28 protein-coding genes are annotated in these 22,612 nt (G+C 72.1%); 24 read left to right on the top strand and 4 right to left on the bottom strand.

What is annotated here, in order from left to right; genetic code table 11:
- Positions 1-723: 723 nt before the first annotated feature.
- The 16 genes from VF746_24585 to VF746_24510 all read left to right on the top strand — a co-directional run bounded on the left by VF746_24585 (position 724) and on the right by VF746_24510 (position 10,063).
- Positions 724-1,092 (top strand): pinensin family lanthipeptide, encoded by a 369-nt coding sequence (locus tag VF746_24585; protein HEX8695614.1) that lies wholly within the window; start codon positions 724-726, stop codon positions 1,090-1,092.
- Positions 1,093-1,256: 164 nt separating this feature from the next.
- Positions 1,257-1,604 (top strand): pinensin family lanthipeptide, encoded by a 348-nt coding sequence (locus VF746_24580; protein ID HEX8695613.1) that lies wholly within the window; start codon positions 1,257-1,259, stop codon positions 1,602-1,604.
- Positions 1,605-1,750: 146 nt separating this feature from the next.
- A complete protein-coding gene (locus VF746_24575) occupies positions 1,751-2,149 on the top strand; it encodes a hypothetical protein (protein HEX8695612.1) in 399 nt (132 codons plus the stop codon).
- Between the two features lie 118 nt (positions 2,150-2,267).
- On the top strand, positions 2,268-2,642 hold the full coding sequence (locus tag VF746_24570) for a hypothetical protein (GenBank protein ID HEX8695611.1): 375 nt from the start codon (positions 2,268-2,270) through the stop codon (positions 2,640-2,642).
- A 100-nt stretch (positions 2,643-2,742) separates the two neighbouring features.
- Positions 2,743-3,042 carry a hypothetical protein gene (locus tag VF746_24565; protein HEX8695610.1) on the top strand — a complete coding sequence of 100 codons (300 nt, stop codon included), beginning with the start codon at positions 2,743-2,745 and terminating at the stop codon, positions 3,040-3,042.
- Between the two features lie 15 nt (positions 3,043-3,057).
- The gene (locus VF746_24560; protein HEX8695609.1) at positions 3,058-3,384 is read left to right on the top strand and encodes a hypothetical protein; all 327 of its coding nucleotides are present in this window, start codon (positions 3,058-3,060) and stop codon (positions 3,382-3,384) included.
- Positions 3,385-3,408: 24 nt separating this feature from the next.
- The gene (locus tag VF746_24555; protein HEX8695608.1) at positions 3,409-3,663 is read left to right on the top strand and encodes a pinensin family lanthipeptide; all 255 of its coding nucleotides are present in this window, start codon (positions 3,409-3,411) and stop codon (positions 3,661-3,663) included.
- Positions 3,664-3,719: 56 nt separating this feature from the next.
- Positions 3,720-3,881 carry a hypothetical protein gene (locus VF746_24550; protein ID HEX8695607.1) on the top strand — a complete coding sequence of 54 codons (162 nt, stop codon included), beginning with the start codon at positions 3,720-3,722 and terminating at the stop codon, positions 3,879-3,881.
- 22 nt (positions 3,882-3,903) lie between these two features.
- Entirely contained in the window at positions 3,904-4,242 is a 339-nt protein-coding gene (locus VF746_24545) for a hypothetical protein (GenBank protein ID HEX8695606.1), read from the top strand.
- 76 nt (positions 4,243-4,318) lie between these two features.
- Positions 4,319-4,495: a hypothetical protein gene (locus VF746_24540; protein HEX8695605.1), complete on the top strand. Its 177-nt coding sequence runs from the start codon at positions 4,319-4,321 to the stop codon at positions 4,493-4,495.
- Positions 4,496-4,565: 70 nt separating this feature from the next.
- Entirely contained in the window at positions 4,566-4,733 is a 168-nt protein-coding gene (locus VF746_24535) for a hypothetical protein (protein HEX8695604.1), read from the top strand.
- Positions 4,734-4,865: 132 nt separating this feature from the next.
- A complete protein-coding gene (locus tag VF746_24530) occupies positions 4,866-5,003 on the top strand; it encodes a hypothetical protein (GenBank protein ID HEX8695603.1) in 138 nt (45 codons plus the stop codon).
- 126 nt (positions 5,004-5,129) lie between these two features.
- Positions 5,130-5,312, top strand: coding sequence for a hypothetical protein (locus VF746_24525; protein ID HEX8695602.1), 183 nt, complete (start codon positions 5,130-5,132; stop codon positions 5,310-5,312).
- Positions 5,313-5,577: 265 nt separating this feature from the next.
- Positions 5,578-7,389 carry a peptidase domain-containing ABC transporter gene (locus VF746_24520; GenBank protein ID HEX8695601.1) on the top strand — a complete coding sequence of 604 codons (1,812 nt, stop codon included), beginning with the start codon at positions 5,578-5,580 and terminating at the stop codon, positions 7,387-7,389.
- 29 nt (positions 7,390-7,418) lie between these two features.
- On the top strand, positions 7,419-8,696 hold the full coding sequence (locus VF746_24515; GenBank protein HEX8695600.1) for an HlyD family efflux transporter periplasmic adaptor subunit: 1,278 nt from the start codon (positions 7,419-7,421) through the stop codon (positions 8,694-8,696).
- Positions 8,693-10,063: a S8 family serine peptidase gene (locus tag VF746_24510; protein ID HEX8695599.1), complete on the top strand. Its 1,371-nt coding sequence runs from the start codon at positions 8,693-8,695 to the stop codon at positions 10,061-10,063. The genes VF746_24515 and VF746_24510 overlap by 4 nt, the downstream gene beginning before the upstream one ends.
- Positions 10,064-10,228: 165 nt before the next feature.
- Here the strand turns inward: VF746_24510 and VF746_24505 are convergent, their stop codons facing one another.
- On the bottom strand, positions 10,229-10,921 hold the full coding sequence (locus VF746_24505; protein ID HEX8695598.1) for a methyltransferase domain-containing protein: 693 nt from the start codon (positions 10,919-10,921) through the stop codon (positions 10,229-10,231).
- Between the two features lie 115 nt (positions 10,922-11,036).
- Between VF746_24505 and VF746_24500 the strand changes: the two genes are divergently transcribed.
- The 7 genes from VF746_24500 (at position 11,037) to VF746_24470 (ending at position 17,534) form a co-directional block, all read left to right on the top strand.
- A complete protein-coding gene (locus VF746_24500) occupies positions 11,037-11,261 on the top strand; it encodes a hypothetical protein (protein HEX8695597.1) in 225 nt (74 codons plus the stop codon).
- A gap of 114 nt (positions 11,262-11,375) precedes the next feature.
- Positions 11,376-11,765, top strand: coding sequence for a DUF2335 domain-containing protein (locus VF746_24495; protein ID HEX8695596.1), 390 nt, complete (start codon positions 11,376-11,378; stop codon positions 11,763-11,765).
- Between the two features lie 172 nt (positions 11,766-11,937).
- A complete protein-coding gene (locus tag VF746_24490) occupies positions 11,938-13,155 on the top strand; it encodes a HAMP domain-containing sensor histidine kinase (GenBank protein HEX8695595.1) in 1,218 nt (405 codons plus the stop codon).
- Between the two features lie 45 nt (positions 13,156-13,200).
- Positions 13,201-14,565: a sigma-54 dependent transcriptional regulator gene (locus VF746_24485; protein HEX8695594.1), complete on the top strand. Its 1,365-nt coding sequence runs from the start codon at positions 13,201-13,203 to the stop codon at positions 14,563-14,565.
- Between the two features lie 179 nt (positions 14,566-14,744).
- The gene (locus VF746_24480) at positions 14,745-16,604 is read left to right on the top strand and encodes a polymer-forming cytoskeletal protein (GenBank protein ID HEX8695593.1); all 1,860 of its coding nucleotides are present in this window, start codon (positions 14,745-14,747) and stop codon (positions 16,602-16,604) included.
- A complete protein-coding gene (locus tag VF746_24475; protein HEX8695592.1) occupies positions 16,601-17,230 on the top strand; it encodes a hypothetical protein in 630 nt (209 codons plus the stop codon). The genes VF746_24480 and VF746_24475 overlap by 4 nt, the downstream gene beginning before the upstream one ends.
- 25 nt (positions 17,231-17,255) lie before the next feature.
- Positions 17,256-17,534, top strand: coding sequence for a hypothetical protein (locus VF746_24470; GenBank protein ID HEX8695591.1), 279 nt, complete (start codon positions 17,256-17,258; stop codon positions 17,532-17,534).
- Between the two features lie 77 nt (positions 17,535-17,611).
- On the opposite strand, the gene VF746_24465 is transcribed toward VF746_24470, so the two are convergent.
- The 3 genes from VF746_24465 to gcvP form a co-directional block, all read right to left on the bottom strand.
- The gene (locus tag VF746_24465; GenBank protein ID HEX8695590.1) at positions 17,612-17,956 is read right to left on the bottom strand and encodes a hypothetical protein; all 345 of its coding nucleotides are present in this window, start codon (positions 17,954-17,956) and stop codon (positions 17,612-17,614) included.
- 124 nt (positions 17,957-18,080) lie between these two features.
- Entirely contained in the window at positions 18,081-18,506 is a 426-nt protein-coding gene (locus VF746_24460; protein HEX8695589.1) for a type II TA system antitoxin MqsA family protein, read from the bottom strand.
- Between the two features lie 405 nt (positions 18,507-18,911).
- Entirely contained in the window at positions 18,912-21,785 is a 2,874-nt protein-coding gene (gcvP, locus tag VF746_24455; GenBank protein HEX8695588.1) for an aminomethyl-transferring glycine dehydrogenase, read from the bottom strand.
- A 273-nt stretch (positions 21,786-22,058) separates the two neighbouring features.
- Here gcvP and VF746_24450 point away from each other — a divergent pair, with 273 nt between their 5' ends.
- On the top strand, positions 22,059-22,445 hold the full coding sequence (locus VF746_24450; protein ID HEX8695587.1) for a hypothetical protein: 387 nt from the start codon (positions 22,059-22,061) through the stop codon (positions 22,443-22,445).
- Positions 22,446-22,612 lie beyond the last annotated feature (167 nt).

The raw sequence follows: 22,612 nt of genomic DNA, 5'->3' as shown, positions 1-22,612 counted from the left end.
TTGCGCAACGGCGGCCCCGTTCCTTCTCGGCCAGGGTGAACGCACTCCATCTGTTTGCCAGGCGGCGCCGCTCCGGCCCGACAACCTCCTGCATACTGTCGACAATCCTCGCTCCAGCGCGCCGTTTCAGGAAAGGGAACAGGGTGAGCGCGGAAACGTTCCAGTCCGCATCGTGACAATCAACAAGAGTCTTTCCTTTTTTCGCTCGGTGGCGTAAAATTGGCGCTCCCTCTCCCAGGCGCCCGGCAGGTCCGGGCCCGACTCCCAGGAGAGGGTCAGTCTCCCCCGACACGCGGAACTGTCGCGTGGCTCGCTCTCGAGCAGCCGCCCGCAGAGCAGTTGTGGCCGTTGATGCCCGATGCGGAGCGTGCGCCCCGGCGCCGCCCGCCGGGTGAGCCGTTCACAGGAGGCGCGAGCCGGACCCGCCGCAGCCAGCGGCCGGGGCCGGACGCCGCGCCCCGACCCGTGGAGTCGAATCGGCATGGTCCCGCCTCGCAGCGCCCAGGTCCGCGTGCCCGCCGCGTGCTGTCGCAGCCGCGCGTGCCGGGCGGCGTGTATCTGCGGGACCCCGCCCAGCGTCCTAGCCATTCGAGCCGCGCATCCCTCGTCCGGGGGTGCGCGGCTTTCTCGTCTCCGCCGGCCGCGCGGCCGGCGGGGGTGCAGCAGAGCGGGAGACGGCCGGGGACCGCGCCTGGCAGACCGCCCAACCCAAGGGAGACCCGCATGAAGATGAAGCTGAACCTGGACGAGCTCCAGGTCGAGTCGTTCGAGACCGTTTCCGGCGAGCAGGAGCGCGGCACCGTCCACGGCCACATCACCGGCACGCGCTGCTACGACTGCACCTACAACGGCGAGTACACCTGCGACACGTGCGAGCAGAGCTGCGACTCGTGCGTGGACTCGTGCGTCTACACCTGCGCCGCCACCTGTCCGGCCACCTGCCAGAACACCTGTCCGGCCACCTGCCAGACGTGCGCGGGCCAGTACACCTGCGACGACACCTGCGGCGGGAGCTGCTACTACACCGACTGCGGGTACGACTGCTCGTACCCGATCAAGCTGTGCGGCCCGTACTACCCGCAGCCGTACTGAGCCGCTGACCCATCCGCGCGCCCGGCACCCGGCCCGGGCGCGCCATCCCACGCCGAAGGGAGCGGTCCCCGGCGCGCGTGGACGGGCCCGGTCCGCCGGGGATCGGCAGGAAGAGGCTGCGGCGGGCGACGAGCCCGGATCGGCACATCTGCATGGAGGTGCTCATGAAGATGAAGCTGAACCTCGAGGAGCTCCAGGTGGAGTCGTTCGAGACGGTGGCGGGCGAGCCGGAGCGCGGCACGGTCCGCGGCTACATCACCGGCACGCTCGGGTGCAACTGCACGGAAGACACCTGCGCCTCGTGCGAGGGGACCTGCGACACGTGCTTCAACACGTGCCCGGACACCTGCGCCAACACCTGTCCGGCCACCTGCCGGAACACGTGTCCGGCCACCTGCAACACCTGCGACGGCCAGGCGTCGTGCGTCGACACCTGCTGGGAGAGCTGCGATTTCACCGAGTGTGCCTGGGACTGCACCTTCTACCCCTGCACCCGGATGTACTGCATGTGAAGCACCCGACCTCCGGGGATTGCCACGCACGCCGAAGGAGGCCGTCCCCGGCGCGCACGCGGCGCCGGGGACGGCTCGACGACGCATCGGCCAGTCACGACCGGGGACCGCGCCCCCGCAACCCACCCGACCCGACGGAGACACCCATGAGCAAGATCCGGCTCGACCTCGACGCGCTGCAGGTGGAATCGTTCGACACCACGGGCGGCGAGAAGCGCGCGCGCGGCACCGTGCAGGGCAACATGGCCCCCGAGACGTACTACCGGTACTGCGGCACCGACTACGGCTCCTGCTTCGAGAGCGACTGCGGCGGATGCACCGACTTCGACAGCTGCTTCGGCAGCTGCGACGCCAGCTGCATGAACGGCACGTGCGGCGAGAACACCTGCCAGGCGAGCTGCAACGGCACCTGCAACTCGTGCGCGGGCCAGTACACCTGCGGCGACGCCAGCTGCTACGGCACCTGCGGCGAGTACACCTGCGACTACACGTGCGACACCTGCCTCAAGTACTGCAACACCGGCCCGTACTACGCCTGTCTCTGACCCGCCGCCGCCCCCCGGGCGCGGTCCCCGGTCGGTGAAGTGCGAGGTGCGAAGTGCGGGGTGCGAAGTGCGAGGCGGCCGCGGACGCGCGGCCTGGACCCCTGATCCGGAGGCGGCGATGCGGAAGCTCAGGCTGGACGTCGACGGGCTGCGCGTGGAGTCGTTCGACACCACGGCGGCCGAAGAGGCGCGGCGCGGCACCGTGCGGGGCAACGCCATAGCCGCCGATACGGTGGCCGCCGACACCGTGGAGGCGGACACCTGCGCGGGCGGGTGCTCGTGGGACTCCGCCTGCGCCCGGAGCTGCCCCTGGACCTGCGCCGGCGACCCGGTGAGCTGCGGCGGGAGCTGCGAGGGCAGCTGCCACACCTGCCCCGACACCTGCGGGCGCACCTGCGGCGACACGTGCGGCTACGGGTCGTGCGACACCTGCCTGTTCTACACCTGCGGCGGCTGCACCACCGAGCAGCCCGAGTACTGCTACCCGAAGTGACGCGCGCGGGCGGCGCGGGAGAGCCTTCCCCGCGCCGCCTCCGCACGCCGGGAGCAGCCGCGCCGCCCGGCCGGCGGCAGACGCGAGACGGGAGGACGCCATGCGGAAGCTGAAGCTGAGCCTCGAGGCGCTGGAGGTGGAGTCGTTCGACACGTCGTCGCTCCCCGCCGAGCCCGGGACCGTGCGCGGGCACGGCGACCCGGACGCCTGGAACGGCGAGATCGGGGAAGAGGAGGCGATCACCACCCCGCCCAGCGAGTACCGGAGCTGCAACGGCACCTGCTACGACACCTGCCCGATCAGCTGCTACGGCTCGTGCGTGCACACCTGCGAGAGCAACTGCACGCGCAACTGGACGATCTGCCCCACCGGTGTCCCGAACTGCTGCGCGTACGCCTGACCGAGGGAGGACGCCATGCCCAAGCTCAAGCTCGACCTGAACGCCCTGGAGGTGGAGTCGTTCGACACCACGCTCATGCCGCGGCGCGCCGGCACCGTGCGCGGCCACTACGACGCGGCGGCGGGCGAGCCCGTGGCCGAAACCGACTGGGAGACCTGCTGGGGGACGTGCGAGGGGGGCGAGACGTGCTGCACCCCGGGGTGCGACACCAACGAAGACAGCTGCTGGGGGACGTGCGAGATCAGCTGCTACGGCTCGTGCGTGCACACCTGCGAGAGCAACTGCACGAAGAACTACACGGTCTGCCCCACCGGCTTCCCGGTCTGCTGCGCGATCGGCTGACGGCCCCCACGGAGGAGGAATTCCATGCGCAAGCTGAGGCTGAAGCTGGACGCGCTGCGGGTGGAGAGCTTCGAGACCGCCGCCGCGGCGCCGCGGGAGGCCGGGACCGTGCACGGGCACGCCCGCCCCACGCGGCAGCAGCAGACCTGCGACCTCACCTGCGAGGGCGACGGCTGCCCGCTCAGCGGCTACGGCTCGTGCCAGCCCGACACCTGCGAGGAGTGCACGGCCTCGCCGACCGTCTGCCCCACCGGCGTCCCGATCTGCTGCATCGCCTGACCCGCAACGCGCCCCGGCCGGAGCACGGCCGGGGCGCCTCTCTACCGGAGGACGCGATGAAGAAGCTGAAGCTGGCGCTCGAGCAGCTGGAGGTCGCCTCGTTCGAGACCGCGGACGAGCCGGACGGCGCCGAGCCGGAACGCCTGCTGCTGAGGACGCCCCTGTGCTCGGCGATCGACGCCTGCCCCACCCGGCTCTGCGACACCAGCCGCTGCTGACCACCGGGCCACGGAGGACGCCATGCCCAAGCTGAGGCTGGAGCTGGAGGCGCTCGCGGTGGAGTCGTTCGACACCGCGCCCGCGGCAGGCGGCGCGGGGACGGTGCGCGGCCACGCCGAGGCCGTGCCCGCGGACGAGATCGACTGCAGCCGCTGCCCGACCTGCGACGCGAGCTGCCGGACGTGCGAGCTCCAGGACACCTGCTGGCAGACCTGCGCCGCCAGCTGCCAGGGTTCGTGCGACTCGTGCACGCTCTGCCAGGAGATCACCTGCGCCACCAACTGCCTGCGCACCTGCCAGGTCGACTGCACCTCGCCGGGCGCCGGCTGCGCCGCCGAGGACGTGGCCTACGGGTACTGACGGCGCCGGACCCGGCCCCACTTCCCGCGCGGCGGGCCCGCGCGGGCGAACCACCACTTTCCCACCGGAGGGACCCATGGAGAAGCTGAGGCTGGACCTCGACGAGCTGGCGGTGGAGTCGTTCGCCACGGAACGGGCGGACGCCGGCGAGGGGACCGTGCTCGCCCACCAGAACACGATCAACCACGGGCACTCGTGCCAGCGCACGCCGTGCTGCCCGGACACCTTCCAGGTCACCTGCACCTGCGCCTGAGAGGGCGGCCGCGCCGGGCGAGGGACGCGCCTCGCCCGGCGCTCCTTTTCCCCCCGCAGCGGAGGACGCCATGGAGAAGCTGAAGCTGGATCTCGACGAGCTGGCGGTGGAGTCGTTCGCCATCGACGCCGTGGAGGCGGCCGGGGGCACCGTGCTCGCCCACCAGAACACGATCGACCACGGCCATTCGTGCCGGCGGACGGGGTGCTGTCCCGAGACGGCCGACGTCACCTGCTGATCCGCCGCTCCCACTTCGCCGCCGGGCCGGCACAGGTGGCGGGGGGCCGGGTGGGACGACCGCCCGTCGCGCGGCCCGGTTCGGGGAGGGCGCCGCCGCCCTCCCTTCACCCCCCTTCGATGGGAGGAGACCATGAGCAAGCTGACGCTGGACCTGGACTCGCTGCGGGTGGAATCCTTCGACGCGGCGCCCGCCGAGGTCGTGGTCGAGGACATGAGCCATACGCTGCGCATCACCGGCAACTGCATGACCTGCTACCAGACCTGCTGAGCGCCCCGGCGCGGAAGCGCGGAGGGAGAAGCGAGGCCCTCCGCGTTCTCCGCGCGAGACCCTCGGGCCGGCCGGGCGGGGGACGCCCCCTCCCGGCGCCTCCCGTCCCCGCACCGGAGGACCGTCATGGAGAAGCTGAAGCTGGACTTCGACGAGCTGGCGGTGGAGTCGTTCGCCGCCGCGGACGGCGTGGAGCCCGGGGGGACCGTCCGCGCGCACGACCTGGCCCCCACGAACTACACGCTCTACGCCGCCTGCACCTGCTACCGGAGCTGCGTTTACACCGCCTGCCCGGCCGACTGCGCCTGACGCGCGGTCCGGACCCGGATCGGCACGGGAGCAGGGGGGACTGCACCGCCCGGCCCGCGCCCGCCGGGGCGCGGGCCGGCGCATCGTCGCCGTCGCGGTCCGGAGCACGGCCGCCAGGTGCGGGAAAGCGAAGAACGGGTTATCTTTAACGTCCTGGCCGGAAACGGGGACCCGCGCGCGGGAAGCGTCCGCGGGACCGTGCCCGCCCCGGCCTCGTCCCCGCCGCCGCACGTCCGCGGCGGCCTGGCTCTGGAGACCTGAAGCGATGCCCCCCACTCAGCCGGCGGACATCCCGCCGCTCAGAGAGGCCTTCCAGCAGTTCCTGCGGCTGCTGCGGGTGATCCGCCCGTACTGGACGCCGCTGCTCAAGGGGATGGCCCTGGGGCTGGTGCTGGGCGTCTTCGGGATGGTGACCCCCTACCTCTCCAAGCTGCTGATCGACGAGGTGTACCCCTCGCGCAACCTCACGCTGATGCACGTGCTGGTGCTGGGGATCCTGTCGGTCTCCATCGCGCAGGCCGTCATGGGGGCCATCCGCGGCTATTTCACCACCTTCACCACCAGCCACCTGGCCAACGCCACCAGCCTCCTCTTCTTCAACCACCTGCAGCACCTGAAGGTGCGCTTCTTCGACGAGCACCGGGTGGGCGAGATCATGAGCCGCTTCGGCGACGTGAGGAACTCGCTGAACAGCGTCTCGCGCGTCTTCGAGACCCTCTTCGTCAACGGCGTCTACCTGTTCATCGTGCCGCCCTTCCTCTTCCTGCTGCAGTGGAAGCTGGCGATCGTGGCGCTCATCACCATCCCGCTCACGGTGGCGCTCACCACGCTGTCGGCGCGGGTGCTCAGGCGCTTCTGGAAGAAGAGCGCCGAGGCCTACGCCGACCTGGGCGCCTACCAGGTGGAGGTGCTCTCGCACATCCGCACGCTCAAGGCGATGGCGATGGAGCACCACATCTACAGCCGGGTGAGCGGGCAGATCCAGAACGCGCTGCAGGTGCAGCTCAAGGCGGGCGGCTACGGCCAGGTGTTCGGCACCCTGAACGCCGTCATCCGCTCGGGGGGCACGGCGCTCTTCACCTGGTACGGGTGGACGCTCATCATCGGCGGCGAGATGAGCCTGGGCGACTACATCGCCTTCACCGCCTACATGGGGTACCTGTACAACCCGCTGCAGTCGATCACCGGGCTCTTCTCCGACTTCCAGCAGACGGCGGTGAACCTGGGGCGCATGTTCGAGTACCTGGACAGCCCCGTCGAGCAGGACCCCGCCATCTCCTACGCGCCCCCCGCCCCGATCGCGCACCCGATCGAGGGCGACATCCGGCTGAGGGACGTCTGCTTCGGCTACTCGGCCGAGAAGCGGGTGCTGCACGACGTGAACCTGCACTTCCCCCGGGGCGCCATCACCGCGGTGGTGGGCCCGAGCGGCGCCGGGAAGAGCAGCCTGCTGAGGCTGGTGACGCGCATGGAGGAGCCCGACTCGGGGCAGGTGTTCGTGGACGGGATGCCGGTCACCGCCATGCCGCTGGCCGACCTGCGCCGCCAGGTGTCGGTGGTGTGGCAGGAGTTCAGCCTGATGCAGGGCACCATCTGGGAGAACCTGACGCTGGGCGCTCCCGAGCCCTCGCTGGCGCGGGTGGAGGACGCGGTGCGGCTCTGCCGGCTCGACTCGCTGGTCCGCGACCTCCCCGAGGGGTACCAGACCAGCGTGGCCGAGTGGGGCGCCACCCTCTCGGGCGGGCAGCGCCAGCGGATGGCCATCGCCCGGGCGCTGATCCGCGACGCGCCGGTGCTCCTGCTGGACGAGGCCACCTCCAACATCGACATGCAGACCGAGACGGAGATCCTGCGCGACCTGTTCACGCGGCTGGAGAACAAGACGGTGCTCTTCGTGACCCACCGCGTGCAGACCGCCGCGCTGGCCGACCAGATCTGCGTGATCGAGGCGGGCCGCGTGGTGGGCGTGGGCACCCACGCCGAGCTGATGAAGGACAACGAGGTCTACCGCCAGCTGCAGGGCGGCGTCGTCGTCGACGACAGCCGCCGCCCCTTGCGCGCGATCCCGCAGAACTGACAACGGCAGTGCCCAGTGCGCAGTGCCCGGTGCCCAGGAACGACGGCACCTCCGCGCTGGCTCTCCTGGGCACTGGGCACTGGAACCTGGGCACTTTCATGGCTGCCGCCGCCGAGAAGGCCGACAAGAACGTCATCCCGCTGCGCCTCCCCCACATCGGGGACGAGGGGCAGCCGGGCGCCCGCTTCGTCAAGCGCGCCGTGGGGCTCACCCTGTCCACCCTGTTCGGGCTGGTCGCGGCGGGGCTCCTGGTGGCGTCGCTGGTGAGCATGGACGTGACCGTGAAGTCCACCGGCGTGCTGGAGCCGGTGAAGATCTACCCCGTGCGCGCCATGGAGTCGGGGCCGGTGCGCGAGGTGCTGGTGCAGACCGGCGACACCGTGGCGGCGGGGCAGGTGCTGGCGCGGCTCGACACGCTGCAGCTGGCCGCCTCGCTGGCGCAGCTCGAGGCGCAGTACCGCTCCACCGACATCGACCGGCGCCGCTCGGCCAGCGCCGACCCGCTGGAGCGGCGCCGGCTCTCGCAGCGCGGCGAGCAGTCGGCGGCCCGGCTCTCCACCGCGCGGGCCACGCTCAGGCAGCGGATGGTGGAGTACGACCTGGGCACCAACCTCGACTCGCTCCTGCAGTTCTACCGCCCCGGGAGCCACGTGGCCCTGGACCAGGCGGTGGGCGAGGTGCGCGCCGCCGAGGCCGAGATGCGCCTCTCCGGCTCCGAGGCCGCCCTGCAGGACCTCACCAGCTTCGACCGGGCCAAGCTGGGCGCGCAGATGGACCAGCTCTCCGCGCAGATCGCCGCGGCGCGCGAGCGGATGGGGCGCCTGGTGCTCACCTCGCCGATCGACGGGGTGGTGCTCACCGAGCGCATCGAGCGGCTCCCGGGCGCGTTCGTGCGCGAGGGCGACCAGATCCTGGAGGTGGCCAACCTGCACGACTGGCGGGTGCAGCTCACCGTCAGCGAGCGCGACGTGCACAAGATCGAGGTGGGCGACTCGGTGAAGGTGGAGGTCCAGGCCTTCAACCAGGCCGAGCGCGAGATGCTGGGCGGCCGGGTGGTGTACGTCTCGCCCGAGCCGGCGAGCGCGCAGGGGCAGGGCGGCTCGGGGGGCGCGGCCGCGGCCCAGGCGGCGCCCGCGGCGGGGCCGGGGACGTACCGGGTGATCGCCGCGCTCAACGAGGCCGAGATCGAGCGGATGGGGCTGGAGAAGTTCCGCCGCGGCTACTCGGTGCGCGGCCACATCATCACCAGGAGCGGGCGCATCCTCACGCTGCTTTGGAACTACCTGACCGAGAAGCTGGAGAGTTGACGGATACGAGCGTGGAGGCGCCGGCGGAGGCGCCCGCACCCCCGGCCCCGTTCGAGCCGCCGGCGTGGGTGCGCGACGAGCTGGGCGGCGCGACGGGGAAGGGGATCCGCATCGCGGTGATCGACAGCGGGTGGGACCGCACCTGTCCCGACCCGCGCGTGCTCCCTGGCGTGGGCCTGGTGGACCCCGCCGACGACCTGGCGATGCTGCGGACCGACGACGACCACGACCGCGTGGGCCACGGCACCGCCTGCATCAACCAGATCCTGCGCATCGCCCCCGACGCGCGGGTGCACCCGGTGCGCGTGTTCGGCGGCGACCTGGAGACCTCGCCGGGGACGCTGCAGGCCGGCATCCTCTGGGCCATCGAGCAGGGGGTGCAGGTCATCAACCTGAGCCTGGGCACCACGCTCGAGGGGACGCTGCACCCGCTGTACGCCGCGTGCGAGCGCGCCCGGCGCCAGGGGATCGTCGTGGTGGCCGCCGGCCACAACTCGCGCTCCTGGAGCTACCCGGCGATCTTCGAGAACGTGATCGGCGTCTCGGCCGAGCGCTTCGAGAGCCCCTACGAGTACCGCTACCTCCCTGACGAGGCGATGGAGTGCCAGGCCTGGGGGGTGGAGCAGCCCGTGGTGTGGCTGCGCGGCGAGCAGGTGGTGAAGCACGGCACCAGCTTCGCCGCGCCGAACATCGCCGGGATCGTGGCGCTCTTCCTGGAGCGGTACCCGGGGGCCACGCTGGAGCAGGTCCGCGAGCTGCTGCGGAAGCACGCCCTGAGCGTGATCCCCGCGGACGTGTCGTCCCAGGATCTGCTCGTGCCGCGGGCGGGCTTCTCCCTCGACCAGGTGCCGCGGCTCGCCGAGGGCTACCTGGAGCGCAGCAGCCCGCGGGAGCGCGAGATCGAGCGGCGGATCGAGGCGGAGATCGCGCCGCGGATCCGGGGTGCGGGCTTCGTGACCAGGCCGGACTTCCTCGTGCTCACGCACTGGAAGAGCCCGCGCTCGAAGAAGCGCTGCGAGACGAACGCCGAGTCGTACGTCGAGGAGACCACCCGGCTGGCGTTCGCCGCCCGCGACGAGCGGCTCCGGATCGGGATCCTGCGGCTGCTGGAGGGCGTGGAGTGGGCGACCGCGTCCGTGCTCCTCCACTTCGGCGCCCGCGACCGGTACCCGATCTTCGACTTCCGGGCGCTCTGGTCCCTCGGCTTCGACACGCCGCCGGCCTGCAGCTTCCCGCTCTGGTGGAGGTACACGCTCACCTGTCGCCAGCTGGCGTCGCGCGCCGGGGTGTCGATGCGCGACCTGGACCGCGCGCTGTGGGAGTTCGCCAGGCAGAACCAGCCGCGCGGGCCCGCGCCGGCGAAGTGATATGATCCCACGCCGTCGAGCATTCTTCTGATTCCAAACAGATCGGGATCACGCGGAGAAACAGAGGAACGGAGGACTTCGGTTCTCTGTTCCTCTGTTTCTCCGTGTGAGGCTTTTCGGGACCGGCGTCCGCGAGGTGGTATGACCGCCTCGTGGTCCCGGCGCTCAATCCTGCCGCAGCCCGATTTCGAAGATACGCACCGTGCTCGTGGCGCCCGTCGCCGGGTCGCTCGTCTCCACGCGGGCGTCGACCTCGCGGACGCGCCAGCCGGCCAGGTGCATGCGGCTGTGGAACTCGCCGGCGTGGATGCGCCCCGGGTCGGCCAGCAGCACGCGCCCGCCGGGGGCGACCAGCCGCGGCAGCAGCTCCACCAGCGCCAGGCCGTTGCGCAGCTCGTAGAGCACGTCCGCCGCGAGCACCAGCCCGAAGCGCCCCGGCGGCGCCTGCCGCCAGTCGAAGAGCGCGGTGCTCAAGGGGGCCACGCCGTTGCGCTCGGCGTTGGCGCGGGCGAAGCGCAGCGCGTCGGCGTAGTAGTCGGTGGCCAGGGGGTCGCGCCCCAGCCACCGGAGCGCCAGCGACGGGAGGGCGACGCCGCACCCCAGCTCGATAATCGGCTCCCCGGCGGGCGGGTGGTCCAGCAGGTGCCGGGCGAGGCCGCGCGCCGAGGGCCACAGCTCGGCCCAGTAAGGGAGCCGCTCGTCCGCCTCGAACTCGGCGGGGTCGATCAGCAGGTCGGGCGCGCGGGGAAGGAGCACGTCGGCCGCGAAGCCGCCGTGCTCGAACCGCTCCTCGCGCACCTCGACCTCCGCGCGCAGCTCGCGCTCCAGCGCGCCCTCCGTCCCCCGCTCCGTCTCCATCCGCGCCGCCTCCTCGCCATTGATCCGAATCTTCCCCGTTGACAGGGAGCCGCGAAGCGCGTACCGTTGGGCCGGAGCTGTACGGTGTGTCCACTCCTGTCCCGGTTTGCCTGCGATGATGCCGATCTCCCGCCGTTCTGCCCGGAGGCCCCGGCCGGAGGCCGCGCGGCTGTCCGCGCTCCTCTACGGCTTCGCGCACGTCCTGGACTTCGGCGGGGCGTTCGCCCGCGACCGGGGGCGCTTCTCCGGGGGCTTCGCCGCCGACGCCAGGGCGATCCGCGGCGACTGGGAGCGCGCGCTCGGCGGTGCCGCGGGGCTCGCCGATGAGCAGGCGTCGTAGGGGCGACACCGCCGTCAGGAGAAGGGAACAGCCGGGCTCCCCGATACGTCCGCTCACAAGCAGCCTCCGCTCGCCCAGCCGGCGCGGGCGGAGGCTGTCGAGCGCCAGGAGGAGCTGTTCCCGGCCCAGGTCCAGGTCCGCGCCGCAGCGTTCAGCGGGCCGCTCCCCCATCCCCGCCTCCTCCGCGAGTACGACGTGGTGCTCCCCGGGCTCGCCGAGCGGATCGTCGGCAACGCCGAAAGAGAGGCCCGGCACCGGCGCTCCATCGAGAGCGGACTGCTGCGGCTGTCGTACGCCGGACTCGCGAGCGGGACCCTGGTGGTCCTGGTCACCCTGGTCGGGGGGATCCTGCTCCTGTACGCGGGGAGGAACATCGGCGGGCTGGCCGCGCTGACCGCCGCCCTCGTCGCACTGGTGGCGGCGTACCTGGGCCGGAGCACCCGGCCGCCCGCCGACGCCACCGCCGCGAAGGAGGAAGACGAGCCGTCGCCCGTGACGTCGTGATCGAGGATCCGGTCCCCGTCGTCCGTTCATCCGTTCCGCCTTCGTTCCGCCGTATCTTCTTGCCACTTCGGAGCGCCGGAGGGTAGTTTCCATCCGCGAGGGTGACCTCTCCCACCCTCGCTCGCCCGGCCGTTCGGCCCCGGGCGACCCCCGCGGCTTCCGCACCCTGCACGTGCGCAGATCGTTCGAGCGCCGGCTCCGGCGCGCCCTGCTGCTGTTCTCCATCGTCCCCACGCTCCTGCTGCTGGGCGTGGGCACGTACGCCGTCTCCCGCACCTTCACGCTCTCCGACCCCGTGGCGGCGTGGGATCGGGTGGCCCGGAGCGGCGGCCGCCTGATCGAGCGCGCCGAAGCCTCGGGCGACCCCGCGCTGGCGGCGGCCGCGCGCGCGCACCGCGACGAGCTCTCCGACTCCGTCACCCACGCCCGGCGCTGGGAGTACCTGCTGCGCCGCGCGCTCCTCCTCCTCCCCCTGCTGACGCTGCTGCTGGGCGGGGTGCTGGCGCTCCTGGCGCACCGGGCCGCGCGGCGGATGGGGCGGCGCCTCTCGCGGCCGGTGGACGAGCTGGCCGGGTGGGCCGGGATGGTGGCGCGCGGCGAGCCGCTCCCCGAGCCGGCGCCGGGCGAGGCCGAGCAGGGCGAGTTCGGCGTGCTGCGCGCCGCCTTCCGCGGGATGCAGGCCGAGCTGGACGCCTCGCGGGCGCGGGAGCTGGAGGCCGAGCGCGCGCGCACCTGGGTGGCCATGGCGCGGAGCGTCGCCCACGAGCTGAAGAACCCGCTCACGCCCATGCGCCTGGCCGTGCGCACGCTCCAGCGCGCGGGGACGGCCACGGAGCCGGGGCGCGAGGCGCTGGAGGTGATCGCGGCCGAGAGCGGGCGGCTGGAGGAGCTGGCGCGCTCGTTCGCGCAGCTCGGCCGCCTCCCCGAGGGGCCGCCCGCCGAGGTGGACCTGCGCGAGCTGCTGGAGTACCTGCTGCGCACCCATCTCCCGCCCGAGGTGCAGCCTCGCCTCAGGGTGCCGGTCGACCTCCCCACGGTGCAGGGCCACCCCGACGCCCTCGCGCGCGTCTTCGCCAACCTGCTGCTGAACGCAGCCGACGCGGTGGGCGGCCGGGGCGCGGTGGACGTGGTGGCCCGCGCGGCGAACGGCTTCGTGGAGGTGCGCGTGCTCGACAGCGGCCCGGGGATCGCGCCCGAGCACCTGGAGCGCATCTGGGAGCCCGACTTCACCACCAAGTCGCGCGGGACGGGGCTGGGCCTGGCCCTCGTCCGCCAGACGGTGCAGGCGCACGGCGGCCGCGTCGCCGCGCGCAACCGCCCCGAGGGCGGCGCCGAGTTCCGCGTGCTCCTTCCCGTCACCCCGGAAACATCCCTGGCCGGCCGGGCGTAGAAGGCGCCGCCTCGCAAGCGCCCCTTCCCCCGAGCCCCGCGCGCGATGTCCGCCTCCATCCTGATCGTCGACGACGAGCCCAACATCCGCCGCATGCTGGGCGCCCTGCTGCGCGCCGAGGGGTTCCGCACGCGCGAGGCGGGGAGCGGCAGGGGCGCCCTGGCCGAGGTGCTGGCCGACGAGCCCGACGCGGTGCTGATGGACCTCTACATGGACGACGACGGCGGGCTCGACGCGCTGCCCAGGCTGCTGGACGCGGCGCCCGACCTGCCGGTGGTGATGATGAGCGGCCGCGCCACCCTCTCCGACGCCGTGCACGCCACCCAGCTCGGCGCCTTCCACTTCATCGAGAAGCCGCTCACCCCCGAGGCCGTCCTCCTCACCCTGCGCTCCGCGCTGGAGCTGAGGAAGACGCGCGAAGTCAACCGCGCGCTCCGCGCCGAGCTGGCCGGCGCCGACGAGATGGTGGGGCGCGCCCCCTCGGTCCAGAAGGTGCGCGAGCTGATCGCCCGCGTGGCTCCCACCGACGCGCGCGTGCTGATCACCGGCGAGTCGGGGACGGGAAAGGAGATCGCCGCCAGCCTGATCCACGGGCGGTCGCAGCGCGCGCAAGGGCCGTACGTGCGCCTCAACTGCGCCGCCATCCCCCGCGACCTGGTGGAGTCGGAGCTGTTCGGCCACGAGAAGGGCGCCTTCACCGGGGCCACCGAGCGGCGACGGGGGCGCTTCGAGCTGGCCAGCGGGGGGACGCTCTTCCTGGACGAGATCGGCGACCTCAGTCCCGAGGCCCAGGCCAAGCTGCTGCGCGCGCTGGAGGCCGGCGAGGTGGAGCGCGTGGGCGGCTCCGAGCCGATCCCCGTGGACGTGCGCATCCTGGCCGCCACCCACCGCGACCTCCGCGCCGAGGCGGCCGCCGGGCGCTTCCGCGAGGACCTGTTCTTCCGCCTGCACGTGATCCCCCTGCACCTGCCGCCGCTCCGGGAGCGGAAGGAAGACATCCCCCTCCTGGTGGAGCACTTCCTCGAGCGCAGCCGCAGGCGCACGGGGCTGCGCCCGCCGCGGCTCGCGCCCGCCGCGCTGGACGCGCTGGCCCGCCACTCGTGGCCGGGGAACGTGCGCGAGCTGGCGAACATCCTGGAGCGGCTCTCCATCCTGCACGCCGGCGCCGAGGTGGGCCCCGCCGAGATCCGCGCGCTCCTCCCCGGCGGCGGCCAGGCGGCGGGGCGGGCCGCCGCGTACCGCGAGGACGACGAGCGCACCCTCGCCGACCGGCTGGACGACTACGAGAGAGAGCTGCTCACCGGCGCCCTCGACGCCGCGGACGGGAGCATGGCCGAGGCCGCGCGCCGGCTGCGGACCGACCGCGCCAACCTCTACCGGCGGATGCGGCGCCTCGGCATCGTGCGGTGACACCTGCGTCGCTCCCGCGCGTCGTTTCGACACGCGCGGCGGCGCCCGGCGCGGGCGCCTTCCCGTCCAAGTCTTTCGCCGATAAGATGATGCGCGTTTCGCCGCGCCGGGCATGCCCCCTGCCCCAGGGCGGGCCCGCGAACCGCTGGCGGACGTTCTTTCCCTACCCGGAGGTATCCATGCGCAGGCACGCGCTCCCGCTCCTGCTCACGCTTCTCCTTCCCGCCCTCCCCGCCGCCGCGCGGGCGCAGGACACCATCCCGCGCGCCGAGGCGCTCCGGCGGCTCCCGCCCGGGATCGCCGAGCGGGTGGTTGGCCTGTACAACGATCCCGGCACCGTGCGCCTCACCGGCCCCGCGCGCATTGCGGCGGGGAGCACGGTCACGGGCGACGTGGCCGTGCTGGACGGTTCGCTGGTGGTCGCCGGCCGCGTGCGGGGCGACGTGGTGGTGATCAACGGCGACCTGGAGCTGCGGGACGGCGCCGAGGTCACCGGCGACGTCACCGTGGTGGGCGGCGCCGCCACCGGGTTCGAGCGCGCCCGCGTGGGTGGCGAGCTGCTGGCCTACGCCGAGCGGCTGGACTACGTGCGCCGCGGCGAGCGCATCTACGCCGACGTCGACCGCCCCGACGGCCGGGACGCCGGTCGCGACGCGGGGCGAAATGCCGGCCGCGACGAGGAGGCGCGCGAGGACGAGGCGCGCCGCGGGGGGGACTGGGAGGAGGCCGACGACGACGGGTGGACGATCGAGCGGCGCAGCCGCCGCGGGCGCGCCGACTTCATCGTGGCCACGGGGAACGCGTACAACCGCGTGGAGGGGCTGCCGATCACCTTCGGGCCGGTGTTCGAGACGGCCGGCTCCAACCCCTTCCGGCTGCGGATCATGGGGATCTTCCGCACCGAGACGGGGCCGGAGCTGGGGCCCGAGCGCTGGGGGTTCGAGGCGCGCGCCGAGCAGTTCCTGGGCGGCCGCCGGGCGGCGCGCCTGGGCGGCACCTTCTTCCGCCGGATCGACCCGATCGAGGACTGGCACCTGAGCGACCTGGAGAACGCGCTCTCCACCTTCTTCCTGCACCGCGACTACCGCGACCACTACCGCCGCGAGGGCGGCAGCGTCTACGCGCGGGTGGACCCGGCCGGCTCGCCGCTCTCCTCTACCCTGGAGCTCAGGCTGGAGAAGCACCGCCCGGTGGAGGCGGGGAGCCCCTGGTCGCTCTTCAACAACGACGACCCGTGGCGCCTGCAGCCGCTCGCCGCCGGCGGCACGCTCAACTCGCTGGCGCTCACCACCCGCATCGACACCCGCAACGACGAGCGCGACCCCTCCGACGGGTGGCTCGTGCGCGCCGAGGTGGAGCGCGCGCTCGAGGCCGAGCTGGGCGGGCTGACGGGGGTGGAGATCGTGCCGGGGATCGGCGACGAGCCCGTGGAGATCCCCTTCATCCAGCGCGACTACGGCCTCTTCACCCATGGGATGATCGACCTGCGGCGCTACAACCGCATCAGCGCGTCGTCGCGGCTCAACCTGCGGCTCCTGGCGGGCGGCGCGCTGGGCGGCGCCGCGCTCCCGCCGCAGCGGCAGCACGCGCTGGGCGGCGAGGGGTCGCTCCCCGGCTACGGCCTCTTCTCGCAGGACTGCGGCGCCCGCGAGCGGCGGGTGGACCCGCGGCCGGCCGACCCGAACAGCGCCCTCTTCTTCCCCGCGTACGGCTGCGACGGCTTCGTGCTGGGGCAGGTGGAGTACCGCGGGACCCTGAGCTTCCGCATGGACGTGGGCCACTGGGGCGACGACGACGAGTGGGACGGCGGCGACGACGACTGGCGCCGCTTCGACGCCGACTTCGCCTGGGTGCTCTTCGCCGACCTGGGCCGCGGCTGGACCCACCACGACGAGTTCGAGGACACCGAGACGGTGGCCGACGTCGGCTTCGGGCTCCTGTTCGGCCGGCTCGGCGTGTACCTGGCCGTCCCCGTGGTCGACGTCGACCGCGGGGGCGAGGGCGTGAACTTCTTCATCCGGCTCGACCCGCGCTTTTGACCCCGCGCGCGCTCCGGGCCCCGCTCGCGCTGCTGCTGCTGGCGGCGCTGGCGGGGCCCGCACCGGCCCAGCAGCGGCGGCCGCTCACCCTGGAGGTGGGCGGCCCGGCCGAGCGCTGGCGCCCGGTGGTGCGCATGGACGGGGTGCTGCGCGACCGCTCGCTGCAGGAGGCGCTCAGGTCGGGGCTGCCGCTGCGCTTCCACTTCCGGGTGGAGCTGTGGCGCAAGGACGTGATCGACGAGCAGGTGGACGCGCGCGAGATCTCCCGCGCCATGCTGCGCTCGCCGCTGGGCGAGGGGTACACGCTGGAGGACGGGCGCACCGAGCGCGCGTACCCCACGCTGGCGGCCACCGAGGCCGCGCTGGAGGAGGCGTTCCAGCCCCCGGTGCGGCCGGAGCGCACAGGGAGGTACTACTACCTGGCGCGGCTGGACGTGGAGACGCTCTCGCTCTCCGACCTGGAGGAGCTGCGCCGCTGGCTGCGCGGCGAGGCGCGCCCCGCCGTGGCGGGCGAGAAGCCGGTGGGCCGCGCCGTGGAGCGGGGCCTGCGCCGCTTCGTCGTGCGCCTGCTGGGCCTGCCCGCCAGGCGCTACGAGGTGCGCAGCCGCTCGTTCACGGTGCGGTGAAGAGAGTTCTGATGGAGCTGAAGAGATGCCGAGGGAAGTACCCGTTGAAGAGGTTGCGTGTGATTTCACCGCGTACGTGAATCAGGTGATGGACAGCGGCGAGAGCATCGTGCTGACGAGAGGCGGGCAACCGGTCGCGGAGCTGCGGCCGGTCTCTCGCGATGTGACGTTCGGCGAGTTGCCGGCGCTTTTCGATTCGTTGCCGCGGTTGGACACGGAGGAGGCGGAGGCATTCGCCGCCGACATCGAGGCTGCCCGGGTCTGGCTGAACGGCATTCCGCTACTCGATCCGTGGGAAGATTGATCGATTCGAGAAATCCTCTATCAGTGGCAACCGCCGGGTGCCTCGTGCTGGCCCGGCGGTTCCGTTTTCCGCGATGATCAGCCGCCGTGCCTCACCAGCGGGTCCTGTGCCGCGTGGACGATGGCGACGATGTGCAGGACGATGCCGGGGACAATGCATGCCATGTAGCCGATGATGGTGCCGATCAGCAGGGCGATCCCGATCCCCACCTCGCCCTTGTACATCTGCCCCACGCCGGGGAGGAAGAAGCTGAGCAGCGCGGCGACGGCCGGGTCGTGGCGCTTCGGCGGCGCGTAGTAGACCGGCTGGGCCTGGTACTCGGCGGGCGCCGGGAGCACGGGCCGCGGGACACCGCAGTGCGGGCAGTTCGAGGCTTCGCTGCTCACCTGCTTGCCGCACTCGCGGCAATACATCAGGGCCATCGGAGAGGTTCTCGCGTGAGGCTGGGAGGAGGGCCGAGGGAGGAGATGAACGGACCACGCCCGGCGGACAGGAAAATAACGACGCCGTGTCCCAGTCGCTATGTGACGTTTCGCACGCTGCGCCTCACGCCGCGATCCGGCACCCGCGCTCCCGGGCGAGCTCCGCGACGACCTCGGGATGGTCGCGGAGCACGCGCAGCAGGGTGTCGGCGGTCTTGTTCTGGAAGATGGTGCCTCGCTCCCAGCGGACCACCGTCTTGGCGCCCGCGCCGATCAGGCGCTCCAGCCCGGCCTGCGACAGGCCGTACTTGCGGCGGATCTCCCGGATCTCCTCCGGCATGAGCAGCCCGTCCTCCCGGCGAACCGCGGCGGATGCGCGGCGCAGCGCCTCGTCGCCCATGTCGCCGGTGTAGAACGTCTCGCCGCACGTGCCGCACCGGTAGAACTCGTCCTCGATCGTCACCGTGCGATCCGCGATCGAGGCCCTGCGCGGCTCTGTTACCAGCGGCGCTTCGCCTTCGCACAGGTAGCACACTTCCACCAGCTTCATTTGCGGTACCTCGCCCGACTCGTGTGAAGTGGACTAAGTGGACGATGCATCATAATCACCGCTCTCCCGTCACGCCAGCAAAAAGACTTTTCTCACGCAGAGTCAACAGAGAAACACCTCTGCTGACTCTGCTGATACCAGTTTGCAGAGGATCGTTCGGGTATAGGTCCTGAAAAATCTCACACAGAGACACAGAGACACAGAGACACAGAGGCACAGAGAAAAACGAAGCCCTTCGGTTCTCTGTTCCTCTGTGTCTCTGTGTGATTTCGATCTGTTCGGAATCAGAACAATGCTCTGCAACGTGGTATGACTCTGCGTGAGGCTAACCGATTTTCCCGATGACAAATGCAAGGGCCGCCTCGCGAGAGGCGGCCCCGTTGCGTGTGGAGAAGCGGCCGGCCGTCACACGTTCGCGTACTCCTCGATGGGGACGCAGGCGCAGATCAGGTTGCGGTCGCCGGCGGCGTTATTCACGCGGCCCACGTGCGGCCAGAACTTGCGCTCGCGCACCCACGGGGCGGGGAAGGCCGCCCGCTCGCGGCCGTACGCGTGGCTCCACTCGTCGGCCGTCACGGCGCCCATGGTGTGCGGCGCGTTCTTGAGCGGGTTGTCGTGCCGGTCCAGGATCCCCAGCTCGATCTCGCGCACCTCCTCGCGGATGGCGATCATCGCCTCGCAGAAGCGGTCCAGCTCGGGGAGCGGCTCGCTCTCGGTGGGCTCGATCATCAGCGTCCCCGCCACCGGGAAGCTCACCGTGGGCGCGTGGAAGCCGTAGTCGATCAGCCGCTTGGCCACGTCCTCCACCTCGATCCCCGCCGACGCCTTGAGCTGGCGCACGTCCACGATGCACTCGTGCGCCACGGTGCCGTTCGACCCCCGGTAGAGCACCGGGTAGTGCTCCTCCAGCCGCTTCGCCACGTAGTTCGCGTTCAGGATGGCCACCCTGGTGGCGTGCGTGAGTCCCGCGGCGCCCATCAGCCTGATGTAGACCCAGCTGATGGGGAGGATGCTGGGGCTCCCCCACGGGCCGGCCGAGACCGCGCCGTGCTCGCCCTGCCCCACCGGCACCACCGGGTGCCCGGGGAGGAAGGGCGCCAGGTGCTCCGCCACGCAGATCGGCCCCATCCCCGGGCCCCCGCCGCCGTGGGGGATGCAGAACGTCTTGTGCAGGTTCAGGTGGCAGACGTCCGCCCCGAAGTCGCCGGGGCGGCAGAGGCCCACCTGCGCGTTCATGTTGGCGCCGTCCAGGTACACCTGCCCGCCGCGCTCGTGGACCACGTCGCAGATCTCGCGGATCGCCTCCTCGAAGACGCCGTGCGTGGACGGGTAGGTGATCATGATGGCCGCCAGCCGGTCGGCGTGCTCGTCGGCCTTCCGGCGCAGGTCGGCCACGTCGATGTTGCCGTTGGCGTCGGTGCCGACGACGACGACCCTGAGCCCCGCCATCACCGCGCTGGCGGGGTTGGTGCCGTGCGCCGACTGCGGGATCAGGCACACGTCGCGGTGCCCCTCGCCCCGGGCCTCGTGGTAGTCGCGGATGCAGAGCAGCCCCGCGTACTCGCCCTGCGAGCCGGCGTTGGGCTGCAGCGAGGTGGCCGCGAAGCCGGTGATCTCGGCCAGGTCGGCCTCGAGCTGGCGGAAGAGCTCCTGGTAGCCGCGCGTCTGCTCGGGCGGGGCGAAGGGGTGGATGCGGCTGAACTCGGGCCACGACACGGGGAACATCTCCACCGTGGCGTTCAGCTTCATGGTGCACGAGCCCAGCGGGATCATCGAGTGCGCCAGCGACAGGTCGCGCGACTCCAGCCGGCGGATGTAGCGCAGCATCTCCGTCTCGGAGTGGTGCGTGTTGAAGACGGGGTGCGCCAGGTACTCGCTGGTGCGCGCGAACGCCGCCGGCGGATCGGCGTCCACCGCGTCGGCCAGCTCGGCGATCTCGAAGGGGAGCGGCGAGCCGCGGTGGAGCGACACCAGCACGGCGTCCAGGTCCTCCACCCCCACCGTCTCGTCCAGCGCCACGCACACCGACGTCTCGTCGAACGCGCGCAGGTTGTAGCCCCGCTCGCGCGCGGCGGCCGCCACGCTCTGCACCCGGTCGCCCACGTCGATGCGCACGGTGTCGAAGAACGCCTCGTGGACCACCGTGTACCCCAGCCGCCGCGCCCCCTCGGCCAGCATCTTCGCGAAGAGGTGCACGCGCGCGGCGATGTCGCGCAGCCCCCGCGGCCCGTGGTAGACGGCGTACATCGAGGCCATCACCGCCAGCAGCACCTGCGCCGTGCAGATGTTGCTGGTGGCCTTCTCGCGGCGGATGTGCTGCTCGCGCGTCTGCAGCGCCATGCGCAGCGCCGGCTGGCCGTTGGCGTCGGTGGAGACGCCGATGATGCGCCCCGGGATCTGGCGCCGGTACTCGTCGCGGCAGGCGAAGTACGCCGCGTGCGGGCCCCCGAAGCCCAGCGGCACCCCGAAGCGCTGCGTGTTCCCCACCGCGATGTCGGCCCCCCACTCGCCCGGCGGGGTGAGGAGGCAGAGAGAGAGCAGGTCGGCCGCCGCGGTGACCACGGCGCCCTCCTCGCGGGCGCGCGCCGCGAAGCCGCGGTAGTCCACCACCGCGCCGTCGGTGGCCGGGTACTGCAGCAGCACGCCGAAGACGGGGGTGGAGAAGTCGAACACCTCGGGGTCGCCCACGATCACGTCGATGCCGCGGGCGCGGGCGCGGGTCTTCACCACCTCGATCGTCTGCGGGTGGCAGTCGGCGGCCACGAAGAAGGCGTTGCGCTCGGCGCCGCCGGCCACGTGGTAGCTCATCGCCATGGCCTCGGCCGCGGCGGTCCCCTCGTCCAGGAGCGACGCGTTGGCGATCGGCAGGGCGGTGAGGTCGATCACCGTCGTCTGGAAGTTGAGCAGCGCCTCCAGGCGGCCCTGGGCGATCTCGGCCTGGTAGGGCGTGTACTGCGTGTACCAGCCGGGGTTCTCCAGCACGTTGCGCTGGACGACGGGCGGCACGATGCAGTCGTGGTAGCCCATCCCGATGAAGGAGCGGAACACCTTGTTCCTGCGGGCCATCTCGCGCAGCTCGGCCAGCAGCTCGTACTCGCTGCGCTCGGGGCCCAGCGCCAGCGGCCGGTCCAGCCGGATGGTGGCGGGGACGGTGGCGTCGATCAGCTCGTCGAGCGAGCCGTAGCCCAGCACGTCGAGCATGCGCCGCACCTCCGCCTCGTCCGGCCCCACGTGCCGGCGGACGAAGGTGTCGGTGTGCGTAAGTGCCGATCTATTCACTGCGTTACGTCCTGCTTTCGGGGGATTCGGGAGAAGCCGGCGGGAATCTAGATAGTCGGTCAAGGGATGGCAAACCGGGGCGGCCGGGAGACGAAGGGCCGCGAAGGAATCGTCCGCCGCGGCGGCGCGCCGTCCAGATTCCCGGAAAAGTGCACGAAGGGTCGTGAGGCCTCGTCCTTGCGCGGCGCGGGGGAGCCGGCTATCTATCCCGGTGTAATCATTTAGCTTTTATACGTTTTATACGCCGGCGGGACCGGCGCGGGGCGGAGGCGCGTGCCGACGCCTGAGCCGTCGCGCGTCCCCGTGCCGGAGCTCCGCGAGGCGGCGCGGCGCGTGGCGGAGGTCCGCTCGCTGCGCGCGGCGGCGGGCGAGATCGGGATCACGCACGGAGGGCTGGATTACTTCCTGGGGGGAGGCGAGCCCCAGGAGGCGACACGGCAAAAGCTGGAAGCCTGGTATCACAACGTCTCGGAAGCCACGATGGACGCGATGCTCGACCTGGCGCTCGCCCGCGTTCCCAGGCACCGGAAGGCGAAGGGACGGATGCGGATGCTCGGCGAATGGGCCGCGGTCCTGCGCGACGACGGAGTTCCGCTCCCCGAGTGGCTCGCGAGACGCCTGGAGACGTCGGGAGACGCGGACGAGGACGCAGACGGATAGCGGGCGCCAGGTCGGCCTGGCGCCCGCTCTCGTGTGTGCCCAGCATGGACAGTGGTCAGGAGGTGAAAGTCCTCCCGGAACTTGGTCGTAGGGACCGAAGCGAGCCGCAAGGCGCCGACCGCGAGGGGAGCGCTGAAAGAAGCGGGGTAGCGAACCCGTCGAGCCGA

Origin of the sequence: Longimicrobium sp., from assembly GCA_036389795.1 — a bacterium.
Taxonomy (GTDB): domain Bacteria; phylum Gemmatimonadota; class Gemmatimonadetes; order Longimicrobiales; family Longimicrobiaceae; genus Longimicrobium.
This window is presented reverse-complemented; position numbering and strand designations above follow the sequence as displayed.

Bases quoted from the DNA above. Each gene is read 5' to 3' on its own strand.
- VF746_24485 (HEX8695594.1), top strand. From the start codon at position 13,201: ATGTCCGCCTCCATCCTGATCGTCGACGACGAGCCCAACATCCGCCGC.
- VF746_24505 (HEX8695598.1), bottom strand. From the start codon at position 10,921: ATGGAGACGGAGCGGGGGACGGAGGGCGCGCTGGAGCGCGAGCTGCGC.
- VF746_24555 (HEX8695608.1), top strand. From the start codon at position 3,409: ATGCGCAAGCTGAGGCTGAAGCTGGACGCGCTGCGGGTGGAGAGCTTC.
- VF746_24480 (HEX8695593.1), top strand. From the start codon at position 14,745: ATGCGCAGGCACGCGCTCCCGCTCCTGCTCACGCTTCTCCTTCCCGCC.
- VF746_24580 (HEX8695613.1), top strand. From the start codon at position 1,257: ATGAAGATGAAGCTGAACCTCGAGGAGCTCCAGGTGGAGTCGTTCGAG.
- VF746_24460 (HEX8695589.1), bottom strand. From the start codon at position 18,506: ATGAAGCTGGTGGAAGTGTGCTACCTGTGCGAAGGCGAAGCGCCGCTG.
- VF746_24570 (HEX8695611.1), top strand. From the start codon at position 2,268: ATGCGGAAGCTCAGGCTGGACGTCGACGGGCTGCGCGTGGAGTCGTTC.
- VF746_24525 (HEX8695602.1), top strand. From the start codon at position 5,130: ATGGAGAAGCTGAAGCTGGACTTCGACGAGCTGGCGGTGGAGTCGTTC.
- VF746_24470 (HEX8695591.1), top strand. From the start codon at position 17,256: ATGCCGAGGGAAGTACCCGTTGAAGAGGTTGCGTGTGATTTCACCGCG.
- VF746_24560 (HEX8695609.1), top strand. From the start codon at position 3,058: ATGCCCAAGCTCAAGCTCGACCTGAACGCCCTGGAGGTGGAGTCGTTC.
- VF746_24550 (HEX8695607.1), top strand. From the start codon at position 3,720: ATGAAGAAGCTGAAGCTGGCGCTCGAGCAGCTGGAGGTCGCCTCGTTC.
- VF746_24585 (HEX8695614.1), top strand. From the start codon at position 724: ATGAAGATGAAGCTGAACCTGGACGAGCTCCAGGTCGAGTCGTTCGAG.
- VF746_24575 (HEX8695612.1), top strand. From the start codon at position 1,751: ATGAGCAAGATCCGGCTCGACCTCGACGCGCTGCAGGTGGAATCGTTC.
- VF746_24540 (HEX8695605.1), top strand. From the start codon at position 4,319: ATGGAGAAGCTGAGGCTGGACCTCGACGAGCTGGCGGTGGAGTCGTTC.
- VF746_24530 (HEX8695603.1), top strand. From the start codon at position 4,866: ATGAGCAAGCTGACGCTGGACCTGGACTCGCTGCGGGTGGAATCCTTC.
- VF746_24545 (HEX8695606.1), top strand. From the start codon at position 3,904: ATGCCCAAGCTGAGGCTGGAGCTGGAGGCGCTCGCGGTGGAGTCGTTC.
- VF746_24465 (HEX8695590.1), bottom strand. From the start codon at position 17,956: ATGGCCCTGATGTATTGCCGCGAGTGCGGCAAGCAGGTGAGCAGCGAA.
- VF746_24565 (HEX8695610.1), top strand. From the start codon at position 2,743: ATGCGGAAGCTGAAGCTGAGCCTCGAGGCGCTGGAGGTGGAGTCGTTC.
- VF746_24535 (HEX8695604.1), top strand. From the start codon at position 4,566: ATGGAGAAGCTGAAGCTGGATCTCGACGAGCTGGCGGTGGAGTCGTTC.
- VF746_24520 (HEX8695601.1), top strand. From the start codon at position 5,578: ATGCCCCCCACTCAGCCGGCGGACATCCCGCCGCTCAGAGAGGCCTTC.
- VF746_24500 (HEX8695597.1), top strand. From the start codon at position 11,037: ATGATGCCGATCTCCCGCCGTTCTGCCCGGAGGCCCCGGCCGGAGGCC.